Below are 17,335 nucleotides of genomic sequence, written 5' to 3'. Positions count from 1 at the left end.
CCGACTTCGGGTCAGATTTCGCATGGGTTTGGTCAAGGCCTGCGGTGGCCCGACGGCCGGGTGACGAGCGGGCCGAGACAGCAGGATGCCCCTCCACGACGGGGAGGAAATCCGTCGCGGAGGGGCATCCCCTCAGGGGTGGTTCCGAGCCCGGGGAGACTCGAGAACCAGTGATCGGGTGGATCCCCTCGCGGTCCGCCCGATCAGGTCTCGTGCACGATGTCGACGCTACGCGCACACCGCGTCACGACTCCACCCCCGGGGCGTCAAGGTTCCGGCAGGAGACGTGCCGACTTCGTCAGGACGAAGGGGGGTCAGCTCGCCGACTCGACGAGGCCGGCGAGGATCTCGAGGGTGCGCACGCGCTGGTCGAGACCGGGAGCCGGGTTGGTCAGGATGAGCTCGTCCGCGTCGGCGAGTGACGCGAAGTCGGCCAGCCCTGCCGAGACCTGCTTCGGGTCACCGACGATCGTGTGGGTGAGCATGTGTCGGGCCTGGGCCCCGACGGCGCTGTCCATGAGCGCGGTGATCATGTCCTCGTCAAGGCTGCCGCTGCCGACCCGGCCGGCGAGCATCCGCACCCGCGCACGCAGCACCTTGTCCGCGATCGCGGTGGCGTCGGCGGACTCGTCGGCGGCGACGACATTGGCCGCGGCGATGACATGGGGGCTGCTCAGCTGCTCGCTCGGGGTGAAGCGCTCGCGGTAGACCCGCACCGCCTGCTGCAGGGCATCCGGGGCGAAGTGGCTCGCGAAGGCGTAGGGCAGACCGTAGGCCGCGGCCAGCTGCGCGCCGAAGAGCGATGAGCCGAGGATGTAGAGCGGCACCTGCGTCTCGCGGCCGGGGTAGGCGTGGATCCCGTCGATGAGGGTGTCCCCGGACAGATAGCCCTGGAGCTCGCGCACGTCCTGGGGGAAGGACTCTGCGCTGCGCGGGTCCGTGCGCAGGGCGCGCATCGTCGCGCCGTCGGTGCCGGGCGCGCGACCGAGGCCGAGGTCGATGCGGTCGGGGTGCAGCTCGGCGAGGGTGCCGAACTGCTCTGCGATGACGAGCGGGGAGTGGTTGGGCAGCATGACCCCGCCGGAGCCGACGCGGATCCGCTCGGTGCGCGCCGCCACGTGGGCGATGAGCACGGAGGTCGCGGCGGACGCGATGCGCGACATGTTGTGGTGCTCGGCAAACCACAGTCGCTCGAAGGCCCCGAGCTCGTCGGCGCGTTGCGCGAGGGTGACGGTCTCGGCGAGCGCCTCGCTGATCGGCTGGTCGTGGCCCACAGTGGCCAGGTCGAGGAGAGAGAGTTTGGGGAGCACGACAGCGGCAACCGCTGGGCACCGAGGGGTATTCCCGTCAGCACCCGGGCGAAGGGGGGGTTGTCGGGGCCAGCGCCTACCCTCCTGCTCATGGACATCGAGGAGGCGCGACGCATGGGTCGCGCACTCATGGACGACCACGGTCTGCAGGACTGGCGGCTCGTCTTCGACCGCGCCAAGAAGCGCGCGGGCATCTGTCGCGCAGCGGAGCACACGATCGGGTTGAGCGCGCCCCTCACGCGCCTGCACTCGCCGGACCAGGTCCGCGACACGGTGCTGCACGAGATCGCTCACGCCCTCGTCGGTCCTCGGCACGGTCACGGGCCGAAGTGGCAGGTGATGGCCCGCAGCATCGGAGCCTCACCCGAGCGCTGCCTGCCGCAGGACGCCCCGAGCGTCCCCGGTGCGTGGCTGGGCACCTGCCCGGCCGGCCACACCATCGACCGGCACCGCCGCCCGTCGCAGGTCACCTCGTGCCGTGAGTGCAGTCGGACCTTCAGCGCGCAGGCGCTCTTCACCTGGACCCATCACGGCGTCGCTGCCCAGATGACCCCGGCCTACCAACGCCAGCTGGCCGCGCTGCGCTTCACCACCGAGCGTGCGGGCACGGGCGATCTCGTCTGCGTGGGCGACCGAGTGCGCGTCCTCACTCCCGGCCGGTACCAGGGCTTCGTCGGAGTCGTGATCAAACGTGGGCGCACCCGGTTTCACGTGCGGGGCTCGGGATCGCTGCTCACCGTCCCCTTCGACCACGTGGAGACTGCATCCGGGAGGACGCCGGGCGAGGCGGCCCGCGAGGGACGAGCAGGGGGACTCGCCTCTGCCTGAGGGCGCCGCGTGCTGGACTTGGGGCCAAGTCGTGGTTGGCTGGAGGGGTGAACGTGCGCGAGATCCTGCCCCCCGGCCTCGACCTGCCCCCTGAAGGTACGGTCACGATGTTTTCCACGACATGGTGCGGCTACTGCCGTCGCCTCAAGTCGCAGCTCGACCGCGAGGGCATCGGCTACACCGAGATCAACATCGAGACGACACCCGGCACGGCCGAGCTCGTCGAGACGATCAACCGCGGCAACCAGACGGTTCCGACGCTGCTCTACCCCGACGGCTCCTCCGCGACCAACCCGTCGCTGGCCGACGTCAAGAAGGCGCTGGGCTGACATGGCGCGCGTGTCCCCCGTCACCCGAACCGCCGTGGGCACGACGCTCGCCGGGACCGCGCTGTCGGCGCTGTCCACCGCGCCGCACCAGCTGACCCACCTCTTCCGCGGCCGCTTCCCCGCTGTCGCCGTCACCGGCATGACCGGTGTCGGCAAGACCCGCCTGGCCGACCGGATCGCCCGCCGCACCTCCGCCGAGAGCACCGTCGAGGTCGGCTCGGCGACGATGGAGCGCCGCACCCGCCGCTCGGCCAAGGGCAGGGGCTTCCGCTTCCGCGTGGTCCCCGGCGACAACGCCGCGACCCGCCTGGGCGCCCTCGACGAGGTCTTCCACGACGACCCGGTCGACGGGATCCTGCACGTCGTCGCCAACGGCTACGCCACCCCGCGCCGCCCCGCGGGCACGACCGGCACTGCCGAGGCCACCCGCGAAGAGCAGCTGGCCGCAGAGCTCGAGGACTGGACCATCACCTCGCACCGGATCGCGTCGATGGCCCTGCGCCGCGACCGCCCGGTGTGGCTGATCATCGTCGTCACCAAGGCCGACCTCTTCCCCGACGACCTCGACGAGGCGGTGCGCTACTACTCCCCCGGCAGCGGCTCCCCCTTCGCCGCCAAGCTCGACGAGCTGCGCTCCCTCGCCGGCGGGGCCCGCTTGTCCGTCGACGTCCTGCCGATGTGCACCGAACCGGGCGAGGCGACCGGCAAGGCCGCTCGCAAGGGGGCCGACAAACGCTGCAGCGCCATGCTCGCAGCGCTGGAGTCCCGCATGGCCCAGCTCAGCGGTCACGTCTGAGCCACCCCCTTCGCGCTACTCCCCCTTCGCTGGGTGGAGGTAAACCCGCCGGTGATTCATCCGCGCGTTTACCTCCACCCGGAGCGGGGGCGCCGACGGACGGGGGCGGGTGGATGTCGACACGCCGACGATTCATCCGCGCGTTTACCTCCACCCGGCCGCCCCAGCCACCCGGCCGCCCCCAGCCCCCTAGAAGGTGTGGCGAAGGGGGTAGGCGCTCACCCCGACGTCGTCGGTCTTCGTGGCGAGCAGGTGGGTCAGCTGGATGTCGTTGCGCTCGAACCCGATGCGCGAGCCGACCATGTAGAGCCCCCACAGGCGGGCGGTGCCCTCGCCGACCTCGGCCACTGCCTCGTCCCAGTTGGCGACGAGGTTGTCGACCCAGCAGGCGAGGGTGCGGGCGTAGTGCATGCGGAAGTTCTCTGCGTGCTGCAGCTCCAGACCGGCGTCCTGCAGCTGGACGAGCAGGGCCCCCGAGCCGGTGAGCTCACCGTCGGGGAAGACGTAGCGGTCGATGACCGCCCCGGTACGCGTCGAGCGGTTCTGGTCGCGCGTGATGGAGTGGTTGAGCAGCCGACCGTGGGGACGCAGCTTGCCGCGCAGGGCAGCGAAGTAGGCCGGGTAGTTGCTCGCCCCGATGTGCTCGGTCAGACCGATCGAGCTCACCGCGTCGAAGTCACCTTCGGGCACGTCGCGGTAGTCCATGAAGCGCACCTCGGCGAGATCGCCGAGGCCTTCGCGGTCGATGGCCAGCTTCGCCCAGTCGGCCTGCTCCTGCGAGAGGGTCACACCGAGGGCCTTGACGCCGTGGTGCTTGGCCGCGTGGATCACCATGCCGCCCCAGCCGCAGCCGACGTCGAGCAGCCGCTGCCCGGGTTGCAGGTCGAGCTTGCGGGAGATGAGCTCGTACTTGCAGGCCTGCGCCTCCTCGAGCGTCGCGTCGGCCGTGGGGAAGACCGCGCACGTGTAGGTCATCGACGGCCCGAGGACCATCTCGTAGAAGCGGTTGGACACGTCGTAGTGGTGGTGGATCACCTCGGCGTCGCGGGCGCGACTGTGCCGCAGGCCCTCGACGACGCGGCGCCAGCGCGGCAGGTGCTCCTGGGGCGGGATCGGCGGCGGGTTGAGGTATTCCCACCCGAGGCCGCGCACGAGCTTGAGAGCCTCCACCGGACCGGGGATCCGCCAACGGGCGGTGCTGGTCATGAGATCCAGGACGGGGTAGAGGTTGCCGGGGTGGAAGCCGGTCCCGACGAGGTCGCCCGCCACCCACGCCCGCGCGAAGCCGAGGTCACCCGGGGCGGTGAGCAGGTACCGCAGCCCCTGCTCGTTGCGCAGCTCGAGGCCGATCTCGGCATCGGCCGGACCGGCAGAGCTGCCGTCGTAGGCCGTGAGTCGCACCGGGAGGTCGGCTGGCATCACGCCGGCGAGGGCTTCAGCAATGTTGATCGTGCTCACAGGGTCCGCACCACCTTGTCGTAGAGGTCGGTCAGGCGGCCGGCCGGGTCATATCGCTGCTGGACAGCAGCGCGGTTTGCACCGTCGTAGAGGCGGTCGAAGACGTCACGCGGGTAGAAGGCCTCGGAGTAGAGCGACTTGTGCCCGCCGAGCTCGTGGACCCGCGTCTCGATGGCCCGGTTGGTGGGGCCCTTCGGCGCGTCGTCACCGACGTGCACCGTGCCCCAGAAGCCGACGTTGACGTAGGTGCGGCCCGGGTCGAGGGGGTAGGAGGGCCAGGTGCGGATCCCGTCAGGACCCTCCCTCAGCCGAAGGGGGCACAGCCAGACCGGTCGCATGCCCACCTCTGCGTCGAACCACGCGAGGAACTCAGGCAGTCGCTCGGTGGGCACCTCGATGTCCTGGATGACTCGCTCGCGCTGCGGCCGACCGGCGCGAGCGTCGAGCCGCCCCACGATGTCGAAGCGCTGGTCGAGGCCGACGAGCCGGTGATAGACGTCCGACCGGCGCCACCGGCGCGGCCAGAGCCGACGCACGAGCGGGTTCTGCACCCCGAAGGCTCCGGAGCACCAGAACCAGTCGGTGTCCCACCGCCACAGGTAGTCGTGCATGGTCAGCAGGTCGCGCGTGCGCTCCTGCAGGGAGCGGTAGTAGATCTGCTGACCGGTGTAGTCACTCGTCGGCCGGGCGTCATGCGTCCAGGTGGCCAGCGTCAGGTAGATCTCGTCGGGCGTGAAGGCGGCGCCATCGAGCGCGTCGACTCGCACGCCCTCGTGCTCACCGGCCACGACGATCGCGTCGATCGCGTCCGTGGCCGACTGCGCGTCGTGGAAGCGCAGGTGCCGCAACGCGACTCGCGGCGGGACGGCCTCGAGCTCGATGTGCAGGCGCACGGCGTAGCCGAGCGAGCCGTAGGAGTTGGGGAAGGCGAAGAAGAGGTCGGCGTGCTCGTTGTCAGGCCGCGCGGTGACGACCTCGCCGGAGCCGGTGAGGATGTCCATCTCGAGGACCGACTCGTGCGGCAGGCCGTTGCGGAAGCTGGTCGCCTCGATGCCCAGCCCGGTGACTGCGCCGCCGAGGGTGATCGTGCGCAGCTGCGGCACGACGAGCGGGATGAGTCCGTGCGGCAGCGTGGCGGCGACGAGGTCCTCGTAGGTGCACATGCCCTGCACCTGCGCGGTCCGGGTGCCGGGGTCGACCTCGATGACGCCGGCCAGCCCGGAGACGTCGAGACCCGGCACATCGGCCGTGGCACGGTGGCGGAAGAGGTTGGAGGTGCGCTTGGCCAGGCGCACGGGCGAGCCGACCGGGATCGAGTCATGGGAGCGCACGAGCCGGTCGACGGCGTCCCGGTGTGCCTGCCATCCAGTTGTCTGCATCGCACACACAATCTACTCCGGGTGCGCCGCGTCAGTACAGCGGGTTTTCCTGCTGGTCGCCCCGGGCGAAGCGGGCGACGGCGGCCAGGCACTCGCTCGGCGACTCCCACAGGTCGTTGTGCGTACGTCCGGGCACGACCACACGCCGCGCCGACGCCAGACCTCGCTCGAGCTGTGCGCTCATCGCCGGCGGGACGAGGTCGTCGAGCTCGCCGTGCACGAGCAGGGTCGGCACCTCGATCCGGTCGAGCAGCACATCGGTCTCCCACCGGTCCGGGACCAGCCGTCGGGGGAAGACCCGTACGACCTGCTGCACCATCGCGGTCATCGAGGTGAAGGGAGAGATGAGGACGAGTCGTCCGCTCCCTTCGTCATCGGTGAGCAGTCCCTCCGCCGCGAGGTGCGCGGCCACCGACGAACCGAGCGACTCCCCCACGAGGACGGTGCGCGCGGCAGGAAGGGAGAGGTGCGCGAGTCCGTCACGTGCGGCAGCGAGGATCCCCTCCTGGTCGGCGCGCCCCGACGCGGGGCCGTAGCCGGGGTACTCGATGGCGGCGAAGCCCAGCCCGTGCCGAACGAAGAGGCCGGCGAGCGGGCTGATCGAGGCCAGGTCGGAACCATTGCCGTGCAGGTAGACGACGGTGCGACCCGCGTCGGGCGCCGGGGAGTGGATGAGGTGGGTACCACCCTTCGTCGTCTGGACGGGGAGTCCGATGTCGGGGTCCCAGGCGGGCACCGGGTAGATCAGGCGGCGCAGCATCACAGCTCCTGCAGCTGCTCGACGACCTCGCCGTCACCGGGGTCGGGGTCGGGCAGGACCTCGTCGTGGTCGATGAGGTAGACCGTGTACCCGTCGAGCCGCAGCCGGCGCAGGGCCTCGAGGAGCATGTGCCGTGCCGGGCCACCCACCGAGTGCACATGGGTGAGGTCGACGGCGATCGTCTGCTCGACCGGCTCGTCCTCCGACAGGCGCCGCACGACGCGCTCGGCGCCGGTGAACCCGATCGTCCCCGCCAGCTCGAAGACGCGGATCGCGTCCTCTCCCTCCCCGACGACGCGGGAGCGCTGGATGACCGACCGGGCGGGCGGGGCGACCTCCATAAGGTGCAGTCCCATGTCGTGGGAGAGCCGCTCGAAGGTCTCGATCCCGCGCACGCTGCTGCCGTGGGGGTCCAGACGCGGGGCGAAGGTCGCGATGCCGACCTGACCCGGCAGCGCGCCGATGATCCCACCGCCCACCCCGCTCTTGGCCGGGATCCCGACGTTGGAGACCCAGTCCCCGGCGGAGTCGTACATGCCGCAGGTCAGCATGACCGAGAGCAGGTGGCGCACCTGCTGCCCGGAGAAGATCCGCTGGCCCGTCACCGGCTGCACCCCCGCGTTGGCCAGCGTCGCCGCCATCACCGCGAGGTCCTCGGCCGTGACGAGCACGGCGCACTGACGCACGTAGGCGGAGACGACCTCCTCGGGCGAGTCGCTGATGATGCCGTGGCTGCGCAGGAGGTGCGCGATCGCCAGGTTGCGATCGCTCACCGACATCTCCGAGGCCCAGACCTCCTCGTCGACCGCCAGCTCGCGCCCGGCGAGGTCGCACAGCAGCTGGTGGATCTCCTCGAAGCGTCCCGCGGAGCTCACCCCGTCGCCGCCGACGAGGGCATGCGCCGTGATCGCGCCGGCGTTGATCATCGGGTTGCGCGGCCGCCCGGTGCCGTCCTCGAGCGACAGCTCGTCGAAGGGGTCGCCCGACGGCTCGACGTCGACCTTGCGCAGCACCTCGGTCAGGCCGCGCTCGCGCACCGCCAGCCCGTAGACGAATGCCTTGGAGATCGACTGGATCGTGAACTCCCGACGAGCATCGCCGACGGAGTACAGCGTCCCGTCGATCGTCGCCATCGCGACCCCGTAGCGGTCCGGGTCGACCGCGGCCAGCTCGGGGATGTAGGAGGCCGGCTCGCCGGAGGTCAGTGACGCGCAGGCTTCGGCGACCTCGGCCAGGTAGTCGGGCACGGGGTTGTCCATGCGGCCGATCCTGTCACGCGGTGCCCGGGTCGTCGCCGATGATCACGGGCGGGATGACCTCGCCGGTGGCCCGGCCGCGCTCGTCGACGACCCAGCCGAATCGCTTGGGTGTGCGCAGGATGACGACGGACTCGACGAGGGACAGCCACGGCAGACGCTCGCCCACCAGGCGCTCGAGCCGCATCAGGTCCGACGGCGAGCGGGCCCAGACCGACACGAGCAGGTTGGTCTCGCCGGAGGTCGAGACGCACAGGCGCAGCTCGGGCAGGGTCGCGAGCGCGGCGACGGTCCGCTCCTTGCTCTCCTCGGGCACACGCGCCAGCCACGTGCAGTGCAGCCCCCAGAGCGTCGGGTCCTGGGCGATCTCGCAGCGGAAGGACAGCAGTCCCGACCCGACGACCCGGCCGAGGTGACGGCGCACGGTCGCCGGGTTGCGACCGGCGGACCTGGCGATGTCCGCGGCACCCGCTCGCCCGTCCGCCGCCAGCAGGTCGATGATCGGCTGCGGGTCACGGGGCAGCGGGCCGGCGGGCGCGGTCGACTGGCGGCGCGCGATCTCGAACCCCTCCCGCTGGTGCTGGTCGAGCGACTGCAACCGCCAGTCGCGGCCCTGCCGGTGGATCTGCAGGGCGAGCGAGGTGCGTTGGCGCCGGACACCCGGCACCCTCGGCAGGTCGTCGAGGACGAAGCGGGACAGGGCGCCCAGGTCCCGCGCCATGACGGTGATCATCAGGTCACGGCCGCGGGCGCTCTGCTCGATGGACAGCGCGCGAGGGTCTCGCACGAGGGTCGCGACCGCCTCGCTCTGCCGCCCCGGCTCGAGGTCGACGTCCACGAAGGCCGTCAGGACATCGCCCTCCCCCGACGGGTGCGCCACGACCCACGCGAGCCCCTCGTCGCGCAGACGATCCCACCGACTCATCAGGGTCACCGGACTCGTCCCGAGGATCCGCGCCGCCTGGGCCCAGGGGACGCGCGGCGCGATCTGCAGCCCGTGGAGCAGCTGGAGGTCGAGCTCGTCGAAGGCCGTGGTCAGCACGAATCCTCCTCGATCATCCGCTCGGCGTCACGAAATCGTACGTCTCACCGCATGCAGAGGTCGAGGATCGCACACTTGTCCGCAGCCCAGGGATCCTGCAACGACGCCGGAGGACCACATGACCCTGCTGGACGACGCAACCGCGCTCGCCGACGAGATGACTCGTCTGCGCCGCGACCTGCACCGAGAGCCCGAGATCGGGCTGCAGCTGCCCCGCACCCAGGAGCGGGTGCTCACCGCGCTCGACGGCCTCCCGCTGGAGATCACCCTGGGCACCTCCTCGACCTCCGTCACCGCCGTCCTGCGCGGCGGTGCGACGAAGGGAGCGGCTCCGGCGGTCCTCCTGCGCGGCGACATGGACGCCCTCCCGGTGACGGAGCGGACCGACCTCGACCACCGCTCGCAGGTCGACGGCGCGATGCACGCCTGCGGCCACGACCTGCACACCGCGATGCTCGTCGGCGCCGCCCACCTGCTCGCCGGTCAGCGTGACCGCCTGGCGGGCGACGTCGTGCTGATGTTCCAGCCCGGCGAGGAGGGCTGGGACGGCGCCTCGCACATGATCCGCGAGGGGGTGCTCGAGGCCGCCGGGTCCCGGGTCGAGGCCGCCTACGGCCTGCACGTCTTCTCCTCCTTGCAGCCGACCGGACGATTCCTCACCAAGCCGGGCCCGATGCTCTCGGCCTCCGACGGGCTCTTCGTCCGGGTGCGGGGCGCCGGTGGGCACGGGTCGGCACCCCACCTGGCCAAGGACCCGGTGAGCGCGGTCGCCGAGATGGTCACGGCCTTGCAGACGATGCTCACGCGGCAGGTCGACATCTTCGACCCGGCCGTCATCACCGTCGGCCGGCTCGAGGCCGGCACGCGGCGCAATGTCATCCCGGACACCGCCTCCTTCGAGGCCACCGTGCGCACCTTCTCCGAGCGGACCCGGGAGCACCTGGCCACGGCACTCCCCCGCCTGCTGCAGGGGATCGCCCACGCCCACGGGGTGGAGGTCGAGGTGCGCCTGGAGCGCGAGTACCCGGTGACGGTCAACGACATCGACGAGACGGCCTTCGCCGCCGAGACCATCACCGAGGTCTTCGACGAAGGGCGCGGGGCGGAGCTGGTCCACCCGCTCGGAGCGTCCGAGGACTTCTCGCGGGTCCTCGCCGAGGTCCCCGGCAGCTTCATCGGCCTCGGCGCCGTCCCCCACGGCGCCGACCCCGCGACCGCCCCCTACAACCACAGCCCCCACGCCACCTTCGACGACTCCGTCCTCCCGGACGGGGCCACCCTCCTCGCCGAGCTCGCCGCCCGACGTCTCACCCCGCTCACCCACAGGAGCACGACATGAGCACCGACACCGCCGTCCCCACCCCGAGCAGCACCCCGCACGACGCGCCCCATGGGCAGAGCCGCGCCAAGACGATCTTCGGCACCGGCGTGGGCAATGCCCTCGAATGGTTCGACTGGGGCATCTTTGCCATCTTCGCCCCCTTCTTCGCGACCCAGTTCTTCAACCCCGATGACCCGGTATCGGCCTTCCTCTCCACGCTCATCGTCTTCGCGGTGGGCTTCGCGGCCCGGCCGCTCGGCGGCTTCCTCTTCGGGTGGATCTCGGACGTGCGCGGACGCAAGTTCGCGATGGCGGCGACCGTCGGCGCCGCGGCGGCGGGCAGCATCCTCATCGCCGTCGCGCCCACCTATGGTCAGGTGGGCGTCTTCGCCTCGGTCATCCTCGTCCTCGCTCGGCTCATCCAGGGCCTGGCCCACGGTGGTGAGCTGCCGTCGGCGCAGACCTATGTGTCCGAGTTCGCCGACAACCACAACCGCGGCCTGTGGGCGAGCCTGATCTACGTCTCCGGGACGCTGGGCAATGTCCTGGGTGTCATCGTCGGCGTCGTCCTCACGGGTGTCCTGTCCAAGCCCGAGATGCAGGCCTACGGGTGGCGCATCCCCTTCGTCATCGGTGGACTCTTCGGCCTCTACGCGCTCGTCATGCGCTCGCGGATGCACGAGACCGAGCACTTCGAGGTCACGGTCGAGCCCGCCGAGGCGAGTGGGCCGAGCATGTTCGCCGAGATCTGGACGCACCGCGCCGCGGCGCTGAAGGTCATCGGCCTGACGGTGGGTCTCACGGTCGCCTTCTACACCTGGGCCATCGCTGCTCCGGCGCACGCGATCGCCACGCTCGGCATCGACGCCCAGCAGGCGTTGTGGGCCGGGGTGATCGCCAATTTCGTCTTCATCGCGATCCTGCCGCTGTGGGGCGCGCTGTCCGACCGGATCGGCCGCAAGCCGGTCTTCATGGCGAGCGCCCTGGGGATGGCCGCCGTGTCCTTCCCGCTCAACGCGTACCTGCAGGACTCGGCCGTGCAGCTCGCGGTGTCGATGATCGTCGCGTTGTTCTTCGTCGCCGCGGCGGCAGCGATCCTGCCGGCGGTCTTCGCCGAGCTCTTCCCCACCCGCATCCGCACCATCGGCGTCGGCATCCCGTACTCGATCGCCGTGGCCCTCTTCGGCGGCACCGCGCCCTACCTGCAGGCGTGGATGGGCACCGAGATCGGACCCAACGCCTTCGTCACCTACTCGGTGGTCCTCCTGATCGTCTCGGCCGCAGCGGTCCTGACGTTGAAGGAGACCAAGGGCAAGGACCTGCTCGAGGACTGAGCGGTCAGGGTGTGGGGAGCGGCCGGCCATCAGGCCGGCCGCTCCCTTCGTGCTCCTGCCGTCAGTCGCGGACGAGGGGCATGCAGACCTCGGTGAGGAGAGCCTCTGGCGGCGCCACGGCGCAGTCCACGAGGTAGCGGTTGAACCCGAGCTGCTCGATCGGGTCGTCGAGGTCGCGGCGCGCGGCGAAGGTCAGCCCAGCTGCGGACGCGAACTCCTCGATCCGGGTGTGCGCCTCGCTGATGAGCGTGTACGGGCCCTCCACGCGGGCCTGCACGACCTGCTGCTCGGCGATCTCGTGCACTTCGAGCGGGGCCACCGCCGTGGTCCCGTGCGCCACCGGGAGCCAGATCGACACCGTCGGGTCGGACTCGACGTACTCCGGGTCATGCTCGAAGACACCGCCCGGCCCGATCGGGGCGATCCCTTGCTGGGCGAGCTGGGGCATGAGCTGCTGCCACAGCCGACCCTCCTGGTCGTAGGCGGGGATGGTGCCGCGCAGGGCGACGATGGTGCGCGCGGGGATGGTCTCGTGGGTGATGGTGATGGCTGACATGGTGGCGCCTTCCTGGTCGAGGAGCTGGTCGATGAGGGCCAGCCGCTCCCGGGCCGCGCGCAGCTCGTCAGCGAGGGCATCCCGCTGCAGGGCGAGAGCCTGCCGGTAGCTCTCGGTGCCACGGGCAGCGAGGAGGACTGAGATGGCGGACACGGTGAATCCCACGTCGCGCAGCCGGCGCACGTGCGCGGCCTCGACGAGCTGCTCCTCGGCAAAGCGGCGATAGCTGCTGACGGGGTCGACCTCAGCGGGCACGAGGATGCCGTGGTCGCCGTAGTGGCGCAGCATCCGCACGCTGAGGCGGCTCCGGGAGGAAAACGTGCCGATCGACATGAGTCTCACGGTGTCGGTCATAGGCTCACTCTGTCCCCTCACACGATGTGAGGGTCAAGCCCGGAAGTCCGGCTGCTCGATCAACCGGGCCCTGACCATCAAGAGAGAGCCCGTCATGACGACATCGCCCCAGGACTGGAGTAGCCCCATCGCCGTTCAGCCGATCGGTGTGGTGCGCGGCGGACGGCCCACCGGAGACGACGACTACTGGGGCGGGTTCCAGTCCACGATCGAGCTCGACACCGAGCGATTCGGCGCCGAAGCCCTGGCTGCCCTGGACACCTTTTCGCACGTGCTGGTGCTCTACCGGTTCCACCTGCTGCAGCCCGGCTCGGAGGAGACCGGTGGACGGCACCCGCGTGGGCGTGCTGACTGGCCGATCGTGGGGATCTTCGCCCAGCGGGCGAAGAAGCGCCCGAACTTCATCGGGGCCACCACCTGCCGTGTGGTCGGCGTGGAGGGGACCACCCTGACCGTGGAGGGTCTGGACGCCATGGACGGCACCCCGATCCTCGACCTCAAGCCGCACATGGAGGAGTTCGAGCCACGCGGTGCGACCTTCCAACCGGACTGGTCCCGCGAGATCATGACCGACTACTTCGCCGAGCACACCGAAGCCTGATCACCCGACCGGCAGTCAGGGTGAACCCTCACCAGACCGACTCGACCCACTCCGGGTGGTCGATGAAGGGGTTGCGGTTGCCCTGCCAGCTCGCATGGATCCGCTCGTTGCGGCGCTTCTCGAAGGCGTCGGGCGGGTCCTGCTGGCTCCACTGCTTGAGGACGGAGAGCCGTCCCATGTACGGGGCGGAACCATTGCCCACCCGGTCGTTGACCTCGAGGTCGACCATGTCGCCGGCCTCGTAGCGGACCGACATGTAGAAGATCATCCGGGCCACGTCGCCCTTGACCGCGTCGCGCGGCTCCCACGAGTCCCCGTCGGCGTAGTTGCCGGGGGCCTCCTGGTTCTCGCTCCCACCGTTGTCGAAGTCGAGGTTGCCGCGCGCGGAGTTGACCGTGACATCGGTCGGTCGCAGGTGGTGCAGGTCGGTGCCGGGCCCGTTGGAGGTCCCGAAGTCGCCGTGGCTCTTGGCCCAGACGTGCTCGCGGTTCCAGTTGTCCACTCCCCCACCGTTGTTGGTCTTGGGTGAGGTCGTGCCCGAGTAGAGGAGCCGGACGCTGCTGGTGTCCTGCGGGTCTTCGTCGACGTCCTTGATGCCCTCCCACACCTGCGAGTAGCTCAGGACGGTCTGGTTGCTGATGATCGCGTGCAGCCGGTCCTCGAGGGCCTGACCACTCAGACCCTCGGTCCCGCTGTAGTAGCTGCCCGGGTCCGTGGGCTCGCCCGGATCGCCGGGGTCGCCCGGGTCCTCCGGAGTCGAGCCGTCAGCGAGCGCGATCGAGCTCGTGCCCTTGACCCCGGGGTGGGAGAAGTACGCCGATAGGGCACCCGTGACATCGACCTGCTGCCCCATGAGGTCGGGGTTGGAGGCGAGTCCCCACTGCGAGCGCAGGGCCGAGGGCACCTGGACGTAGAGGATCTTCGAGGTGTCGCTCTCCCCCTGCGTCGCAGCGATCGCGATGGCGTAGTCGTTGGGGAACCCGCTGGTGACCACCGTGTCGCTCGCGGTCGGCTGGCCGACGACGTACCCGCGGACGGTCTGTGTTGACCCGTCCTGCTGGCCCAGGGCCGCGGTGACGCTCAGCGGGGTGGCGGTCGCGACGAGCGGGGACGTGGACCGGGTGGTCGCGGAGTCGGCGGCCTGCGAAGGGAGGGACGGCACGGCAACGAGGGCGGCAGCGCCAGCCAGCCCGACGAGCCGGCGAAGGGTGCGGGACATGGGTGGACCTCACGGTGGGAGAAGGGGGTCACCCCATGCTGGCGATCCGTGCGGTCGAGTGGGTGAACGGGAGGTGAGGGAGAGGTCTGGATATCCCCGGGCTTGCCTTGGAGTGCACTCCAAGGTCTAGCGTCCACGACATGACGGCAACGACCACCCGGGCTGACCTCCCTTCGCTCTCCATCAGTGGGGCGCTCTCCATCGGGGAGGTCGCGGCACGCACAGGCCTGACCAAGGACACCCTGCGCTGGTACGAGAGTGAGGGCCTCCTGCCCGACGTCCACCGCAACCGCAACGGCTACCGCGCCTACGACGAGCGGACCGTGCGGATGATCGAGCTCGTCCTTCGGCTTCGGCGCACCGGCATGCCCGTGGTGCGGATGCGCGACTTCATCGCCCTCGTCGCAGAGGGCGCCGCCAGCCACGGCCAACGGATGATGCTGCTCACCGAGCACCGCGAACGCATCCTGGACCAGATAGCTCAGCTGCGTGAGGACCTCGTGGCCATCGACGCCAAGGCCGAGCACTACTCGCAGCTCATCAGCCAAGGCCTCGACTGTGACGGCGCGCCCGTCACCGACCCCACGACCATCACCCGGCAGAGGAGCCACCGATGAACCCCACCAGGACCACCCTCGCGCCCGGCCTCGAGGTGAGCGGCCTCGGCCTCGGAGCCATGGCCCTCAGCCACATCTACGGGCAGACCGACCCGGCCACGGCGCTCGCCACGGCGCACCACGCGATCGACGCCGGCATGACCTTCTTCGACACGGCCGACGTGTACGGCCAGCCGCGGCCCGGCACGGTCGGGCCTGCTGGCACCAACGAGGAGATGTTGGCGCAGATCCTTGCCACGCGTCGCGACGAGGTCCAACTCGCAACGAAGTTCGGCATCACCGGCAACCCCGCCGCCGGAGGCGGCACTCGCGGCGATCGTGACTACGTACGCTCGGCCTGCGAGGCCAGCCTGCGTCGGCTCGGCGTCGAGGTCATCGACCTGTACTACCTGCACCGACGTGAGCTCTCGCGCCCGATCGAGGAGACCGTGGCGGCGATGGCCGAGCTGGTGGACGAAGGGAAGGTCCGTCACCTCGGCCTGTCGGAGGTCACGGCCACCGAGTTGCGGGCAGCGGCAACCGTCCACCCGATCGCAGCCGTCCAGAGCGAGTGGAGCATCTGGTCACGTGATGTCGAGGACCACGTCGTGCCGGCGGCCGTCGAGCTGGGCGTCGGCTTCGTGCCCTACAGCCCCCTCGGTCGCGGATTCCTCACCGGCACGATGACGCGAGAGCGGCTCGCCGAGATCCCCGTGCTGAACGGCGAGGCTCGCTTCGACACCCACTTCGACGCCAACCAGTCAGTTGTCGAGGTCATCGGTCGCGTCGCGCAGGAGCTCGAAGCCACCTCCGCGCAGGTTGCTCTCGCGTGGCTCCTCGCCCAGGGTCAGCGGCACGGGCTGAGCGTTGTCCCGATCCCCGGCACGCGCCGTGCCGAGCGCATCGATGAGAACCTCGGCGCTCTCGCCCTCACCCTGTCGACCAAGCAGCTGACCGCCCTCGACGGCGCCAGCGAGCTCGTCCACGGGTCTCGGAACTTCAGCTGGAGCAGCGACGACTGGATTTCCTCCGGCCGGGAGTGATCCGCTGAGAGGTGATGGGGACCGGGTCACCGGTCTCCATCACCTCCAACCGTGGGGTGTCAGATGGTCGCGGCGTCGATCACGAAGCGGTAGCGCACGTCGGAGGCGACGACGCGCTCCCAGGCCTCGTTGACCTTGTCCGCGGGGATGACCTCGATCTTGGAGCCGATGCCCTTGTCCGCGCAGAAGTCGAGCATCTCCTGGGTCTCGCTGATGCCGCCGATGTTGGATCCGGCGAGCGACTTCCCGCCCTGGATCAGGGAGAAGGCCGGCACCGAGAAGGGCTCCACCGGCGCACCGACGTTGACGAAGGTGCCCTCATTGGCGAGCAGTGACATGTACTTGCGGATCGGGATGTCGGCGCTCACCGTGCTGAGGATGAGGTCGAACTTCCCCCGGAGGTCCTTGAAGGTCGAGTCGTCGCTCGTCGCCCGGTAGTCGCTCGCGCCGAGGGCGAGGCCGTCCTCCTGCTTCTTCAGCGACTGGGACATCACGGTGACCTCCGCGCCGAGCGCGACGGCCAGCTGGACGCCCATGTGGCCGAGCCCGCCGAGACCGACGACGGCGACCTTGGAGCCCTCGCCGACGCCCCAGCGGCGCAGCGGGGACCAGGTGGTGATGCCGGCGCACAGCAGCGGGGCGGCGACGTCGAGGTCGATCCCCTCCGGGATCTTCAGGGCGAAGTCTGCGTCCACGACGACGTGCGTGGAGTACCCGCCCTGGGTGATCGTGCCGTCACGGTCGGTCGCGTTGTACGTGCCGATCTGCTGGGTGCAGTACTGCTCCTTGCCGGCCGTGCAGGCGTCGCACTCGCGGCAGGAGTTGACCAGGCAGCCGACGCCGACCCGGTCGCCGACCTTGTGCTTGGTGACGGCGGAGCCGACCTCGCTGACGATGCCGGCGATCTCGTGGCCGACGACGAGCGGGTAGGGAGCCTCGCCCCACTCGCTGCGCGCGGTGTGGATGTCGCTGTGGCAGATGCCGGCGAAGGCGATGTCGATGAGGACATCGTGGTCGCCGACGTCCCGACGCTCGATGGTCGTCGCGGACAGGGGTGCGGTGGCGGACGTGGCCGCCCAAGCCTTCACGGTGCGCATGGGTGCGCTCCTCTCGTGGACGAAGGGGGATCACCCCCAGTCAACTCCTCGGCGCC

Annotated in this window: 17 protein-coding genes; 8 read left to right on the top strand and 9 right to left on the bottom strand. The window is 70.4% G+C overall.

The genetic code is table 11. From position 1 onward, the window contains the following. Positions 1 to 314: 314 nt before the first annotated feature. Positions 315 to 1,310, bottom strand: coding sequence for an LLM class flavin-dependent oxidoreductase (locus ASG73_RS02405; RefSeq protein WP_055990201.1), 996 nt, complete (start codon positions 1,308 to 1,310; stop codon positions 315 to 317). Between the two features lie 90 nt (positions 1,311 to 1,400). Here ASG73_RS02405 and ASG73_RS02400 point away from each other — a divergent pair, with 90 nt between their 5' ends. The 3 genes from ASG73_RS02400 (at position 1,401) to ASG73_RS02390 (ending at position 3,263) form a co-directional block, all read left to right on the top strand. Beyond that, entirely contained in the window at positions 1,401 to 2,138 is a 738-nt protein-coding gene (locus ASG73_RS02400; RefSeq protein WP_082566932.1) for a SprT-like domain-containing protein, read from the top strand. 107 nt (positions 2,139 to 2,245) lie between these two features. Beyond that, positions 2,246 to 2,467, top strand: coding sequence for a mycoredoxin (locus ASG73_RS02395; RefSeq protein ID WP_055991361.1), 222 nt, complete (start codon positions 2,246 to 2,248; stop codon positions 2,465 to 2,467). A 1-nt stretch (position 2,468) separates the two neighbouring features. Further along, positions 2,469 to 3,263 carry a GTPase domain-containing protein gene (locus ASG73_RS02390; protein ID WP_055990198.1) on the top strand — a complete coding sequence of 265 codons (795 nt, stop codon included), beginning with the start codon at positions 2,469 to 2,471 and terminating at the stop codon, positions 3,261 to 3,263. 189 nt (positions 3,264 to 3,452) lie between these two features. Here ASG73_RS02390 and ASG73_RS02385 read toward each other — a convergent pair whose 3' ends face one another. From ASG73_RS02385 to ASG73_RS02365, 5 genes are read right to left on the bottom strand one after another with little or no spacing between them, the layout of a single operon-like run. Beyond that, positions 3,453 to 4,721, bottom strand: coding sequence for an SAM-dependent methyltransferase (locus ASG73_RS02385; RefSeq protein WP_055990195.1), 1,269 nt, complete (start codon positions 4,719 to 4,721; stop codon positions 3,453 to 3,455). Next, the gene (locus tag ASG73_RS02380) at positions 4,718 to 6,100 is read right to left on the bottom strand and encodes an FAD-binding oxidoreductase (protein WP_055990192.1); all 1,383 of its coding nucleotides are present in this window, start codon (positions 6,098 to 6,100) and stop codon (positions 4,718 to 4,720) included. The genes ASG73_RS02385 and ASG73_RS02380 overlap by 4 nt, the downstream gene beginning before the upstream one ends. 31 nt (positions 6,101 to 6,131) lie before the next feature. Next, positions 6,132 to 6,860 (bottom strand): alpha/beta hydrolase, encoded by a 729-nt coding sequence (locus tag ASG73_RS02375; protein ID WP_055990189.1) that lies wholly within the window; start codon positions 6,858 to 6,860, stop codon positions 6,132 to 6,134. Further along, positions 6,860 to 8,119, bottom strand: a complete 1,260-nt coding sequence (locus ASG73_RS02370; RefSeq protein ID WP_055990186.1) for a glutaminase — start codon at positions 8,117 to 8,119, stop codon at positions 6,860 to 6,862. Before ASG73_RS02370 ends, ASG73_RS02375 begins: the two co-directional genes overlap by 1 nt. A 13-nt stretch (positions 8,120 to 8,132) precedes the next feature. Next, entirely contained in the window at positions 8,133 to 9,158 is a 1,026-nt protein-coding gene (locus tag ASG73_RS02365) for an Lrp/AsnC family transcriptional regulator (RefSeq protein WP_200946648.1), read from the bottom strand. Between the two features lie 118 nt (positions 9,159 to 9,276). Between ASG73_RS02365 and ASG73_RS02360 the strand changes: the two genes are divergently transcribed. Both ASG73_RS02360 and ASG73_RS02355 read left to right on the top strand, forming a co-directional pair. Then, positions 9,277 to 10,497: a M20 metallopeptidase family protein gene (locus ASG73_RS02360; RefSeq protein ID WP_055990183.1), complete on the top strand. Its 1,221-nt coding sequence runs from the start codon at positions 9,277 to 9,279 to the stop codon at positions 10,495 to 10,497. Beyond that, complete coding sequence (locus ASG73_RS02355) at positions 10,494 to 11,813, top strand: MFS transporter (RefSeq protein WP_055990180.1); 1,320 nt, start codon at positions 10,494 to 10,496, stop codon at positions 11,811 to 11,813. Before ASG73_RS02360 ends, ASG73_RS02355 begins: the two co-directional genes overlap by 4 nt. Before the next feature lie 61 nt (positions 11,814 to 11,874). Here ASG73_RS02355 and ASG73_RS02350 read toward each other — a convergent pair whose 3' ends face one another. Further along, positions 11,875 to 12,723, bottom strand: coding sequence for a MerR family transcriptional regulator (locus ASG73_RS02350; RefSeq protein ID WP_055990178.1), 849 nt, complete (start codon positions 12,721 to 12,723; stop codon positions 11,875 to 11,877). Positions 12,724 to 12,817: 94 nt separating this feature from the next. Here ASG73_RS02350 and ASG73_RS02345 point away from each other — a divergent pair, with 94 nt between their 5' ends. Then, complete coding sequence (locus ASG73_RS02345; protein WP_055990175.1) at positions 12,818 to 13,324, top strand: SAM-dependent methyltransferase; 507 nt, start codon at positions 12,818 to 12,820, stop codon at positions 13,322 to 13,324. Positions 13,325 to 13,352: 28 nt separating this feature from the next. Here ASG73_RS02345 and ASG73_RS02340 read toward each other — a convergent pair whose 3' ends face one another. Next, on the bottom strand, positions 13,353 to 14,543 hold the full coding sequence (locus ASG73_RS02340; RefSeq protein WP_055990171.1) for an endonuclease: 1,191 nt from the start codon (positions 14,541 to 14,543) through the stop codon (positions 13,353 to 13,355). Positions 14,544 to 14,683: 140 nt separating this feature from the next. On the opposite strand from ASG73_RS02340, the gene ASG73_RS02335 reads away from it, so the two are divergent. Together ASG73_RS02335 and ASG73_RS02330 are read left to right on the top strand one after the other, a co-directional pair. Next, complete coding sequence (locus ASG73_RS02335; RefSeq protein WP_055990168.1) at positions 14,684 to 15,160, top strand: MerR family transcriptional regulator; 477 nt, start codon at positions 14,684 to 14,686, stop codon at positions 15,158 to 15,160. Next, positions 15,157 to 16,182: an aldo/keto reductase gene (locus ASG73_RS02330; RefSeq protein ID WP_055990165.1), complete on the top strand. Its 1,026-nt coding sequence runs from the start codon at positions 15,157 to 15,159 to the stop codon at positions 16,180 to 16,182. Before ASG73_RS02335 ends, ASG73_RS02330 begins: the two co-directional genes overlap by 4 nt. 59 nt (positions 16,183 to 16,241) lie before the next feature. Here the strand turns inward: ASG73_RS02330 and ASG73_RS02325 are convergent, their stop codons facing one another. Further along, complete coding sequence (locus ASG73_RS02325; RefSeq protein ID WP_055990161.1) at positions 16,242 to 17,279, bottom strand: NAD(P)-dependent alcohol dehydrogenase; 1,038 nt, start codon at positions 17,277 to 17,279, stop codon at positions 16,242 to 16,244. Between the last annotated feature and the right edge of the window lie 56 nt (positions 17,280 to 17,335).

This window comes from Janibacter sp. Soil728, from assembly GCF_001428305.1.
In the GTDB taxonomy this organism is placed as follows: domain Bacteria; phylum Actinomycetota; class Actinomycetes; order Actinomycetales; family Dermatophilaceae; genus Janibacter.
This window is presented reverse-complemented; position numbering and strand designations above follow the sequence as displayed.

Coding starts and splice junctions, on each gene's coding strand:
- ASG73_RS02335 (WP_055990168.1), top strand. CDS start 14,684: ATGACGGCAACGACCACCCGGGCTGACCTCCCTTCGCTCTCCATCAGT.
- ASG73_RS02330 (WP_055990165.1), top strand. CDS start 15,157: ATGAACCCCACCAGGACCACCCTCGCGCCCGGCCTCGAGGTGAGCGGC.
- ASG73_RS02340 (WP_055990171.1), bottom strand. CDS start 14,543: ATGTCCCGCACCCTTCGCCGGCTCGTCGGGCTGGCTGGCGCTGCCGCC.
- ASG73_RS02325 (WP_055990161.1), bottom strand. CDS start 17,279: ATGCGCACCGTGAAGGCTTGGGCGGCCACGTCCGCCACCGCACCCCTG.
- ASG73_RS02350 (WP_055990178.1), bottom strand. CDS start 12,723: ATGACCGACACCGTGAGACTCATGTCGATCGGCACGTTTTCCTCCCGG.
- ASG73_RS02345 (WP_055990175.1), top strand. CDS start 12,818: ATGACGACATCGCCCCAGGACTGGAGTAGCCCCATCGCCGTTCAGCCG.
- ASG73_RS02370 (WP_055990186.1), bottom strand. CDS start 8,119: ATGGACAACCCCGTGCCCGACTACCTGGCCGAGGTCGCCGAAGCCTGC.
- ASG73_RS02375 (WP_055990189.1), bottom strand. CDS start 6,860: ATGCTGCGCCGCCTGATCTACCCGGTGCCCGCCTGGGACCCCGACATC.
- ASG73_RS02400 (WP_082566932.1), top strand. CDS start 1,401: ATGGACATCGAGGAGGCGCGACGCATGGGTCGCGCACTCATGGACGAC.
- ASG73_RS02390 (WP_055990198.1), top strand. CDS start 2,469: ATGGCGCGCGTGTCCCCCGTCACCCGAACCGCCGTGGGCACGACGCTC.
- ASG73_RS02380 (WP_055990192.1), bottom strand. CDS start 6,100: ATGCAGACAACTGGATGGCAGGCACACCGGGACGCCGTCGACCGGCTC.
- ASG73_RS02360 (WP_055990183.1), top strand. CDS start 9,277: ATGACCCTGCTGGACGACGCAACCGCGCTCGCCGACGAGATGACTCGT.
- ASG73_RS02395 (WP_055991361.1), top strand. CDS start 2,246: ATGTTTTCCACGACATGGTGCGGCTACTGCCGTCGCCTCAAGTCGCAG.
- ASG73_RS02355 (WP_055990180.1), top strand. CDS start 10,494: ATGAGCACCGACACCGCCGTCCCCACCCCGAGCAGCACCCCGCACGAC.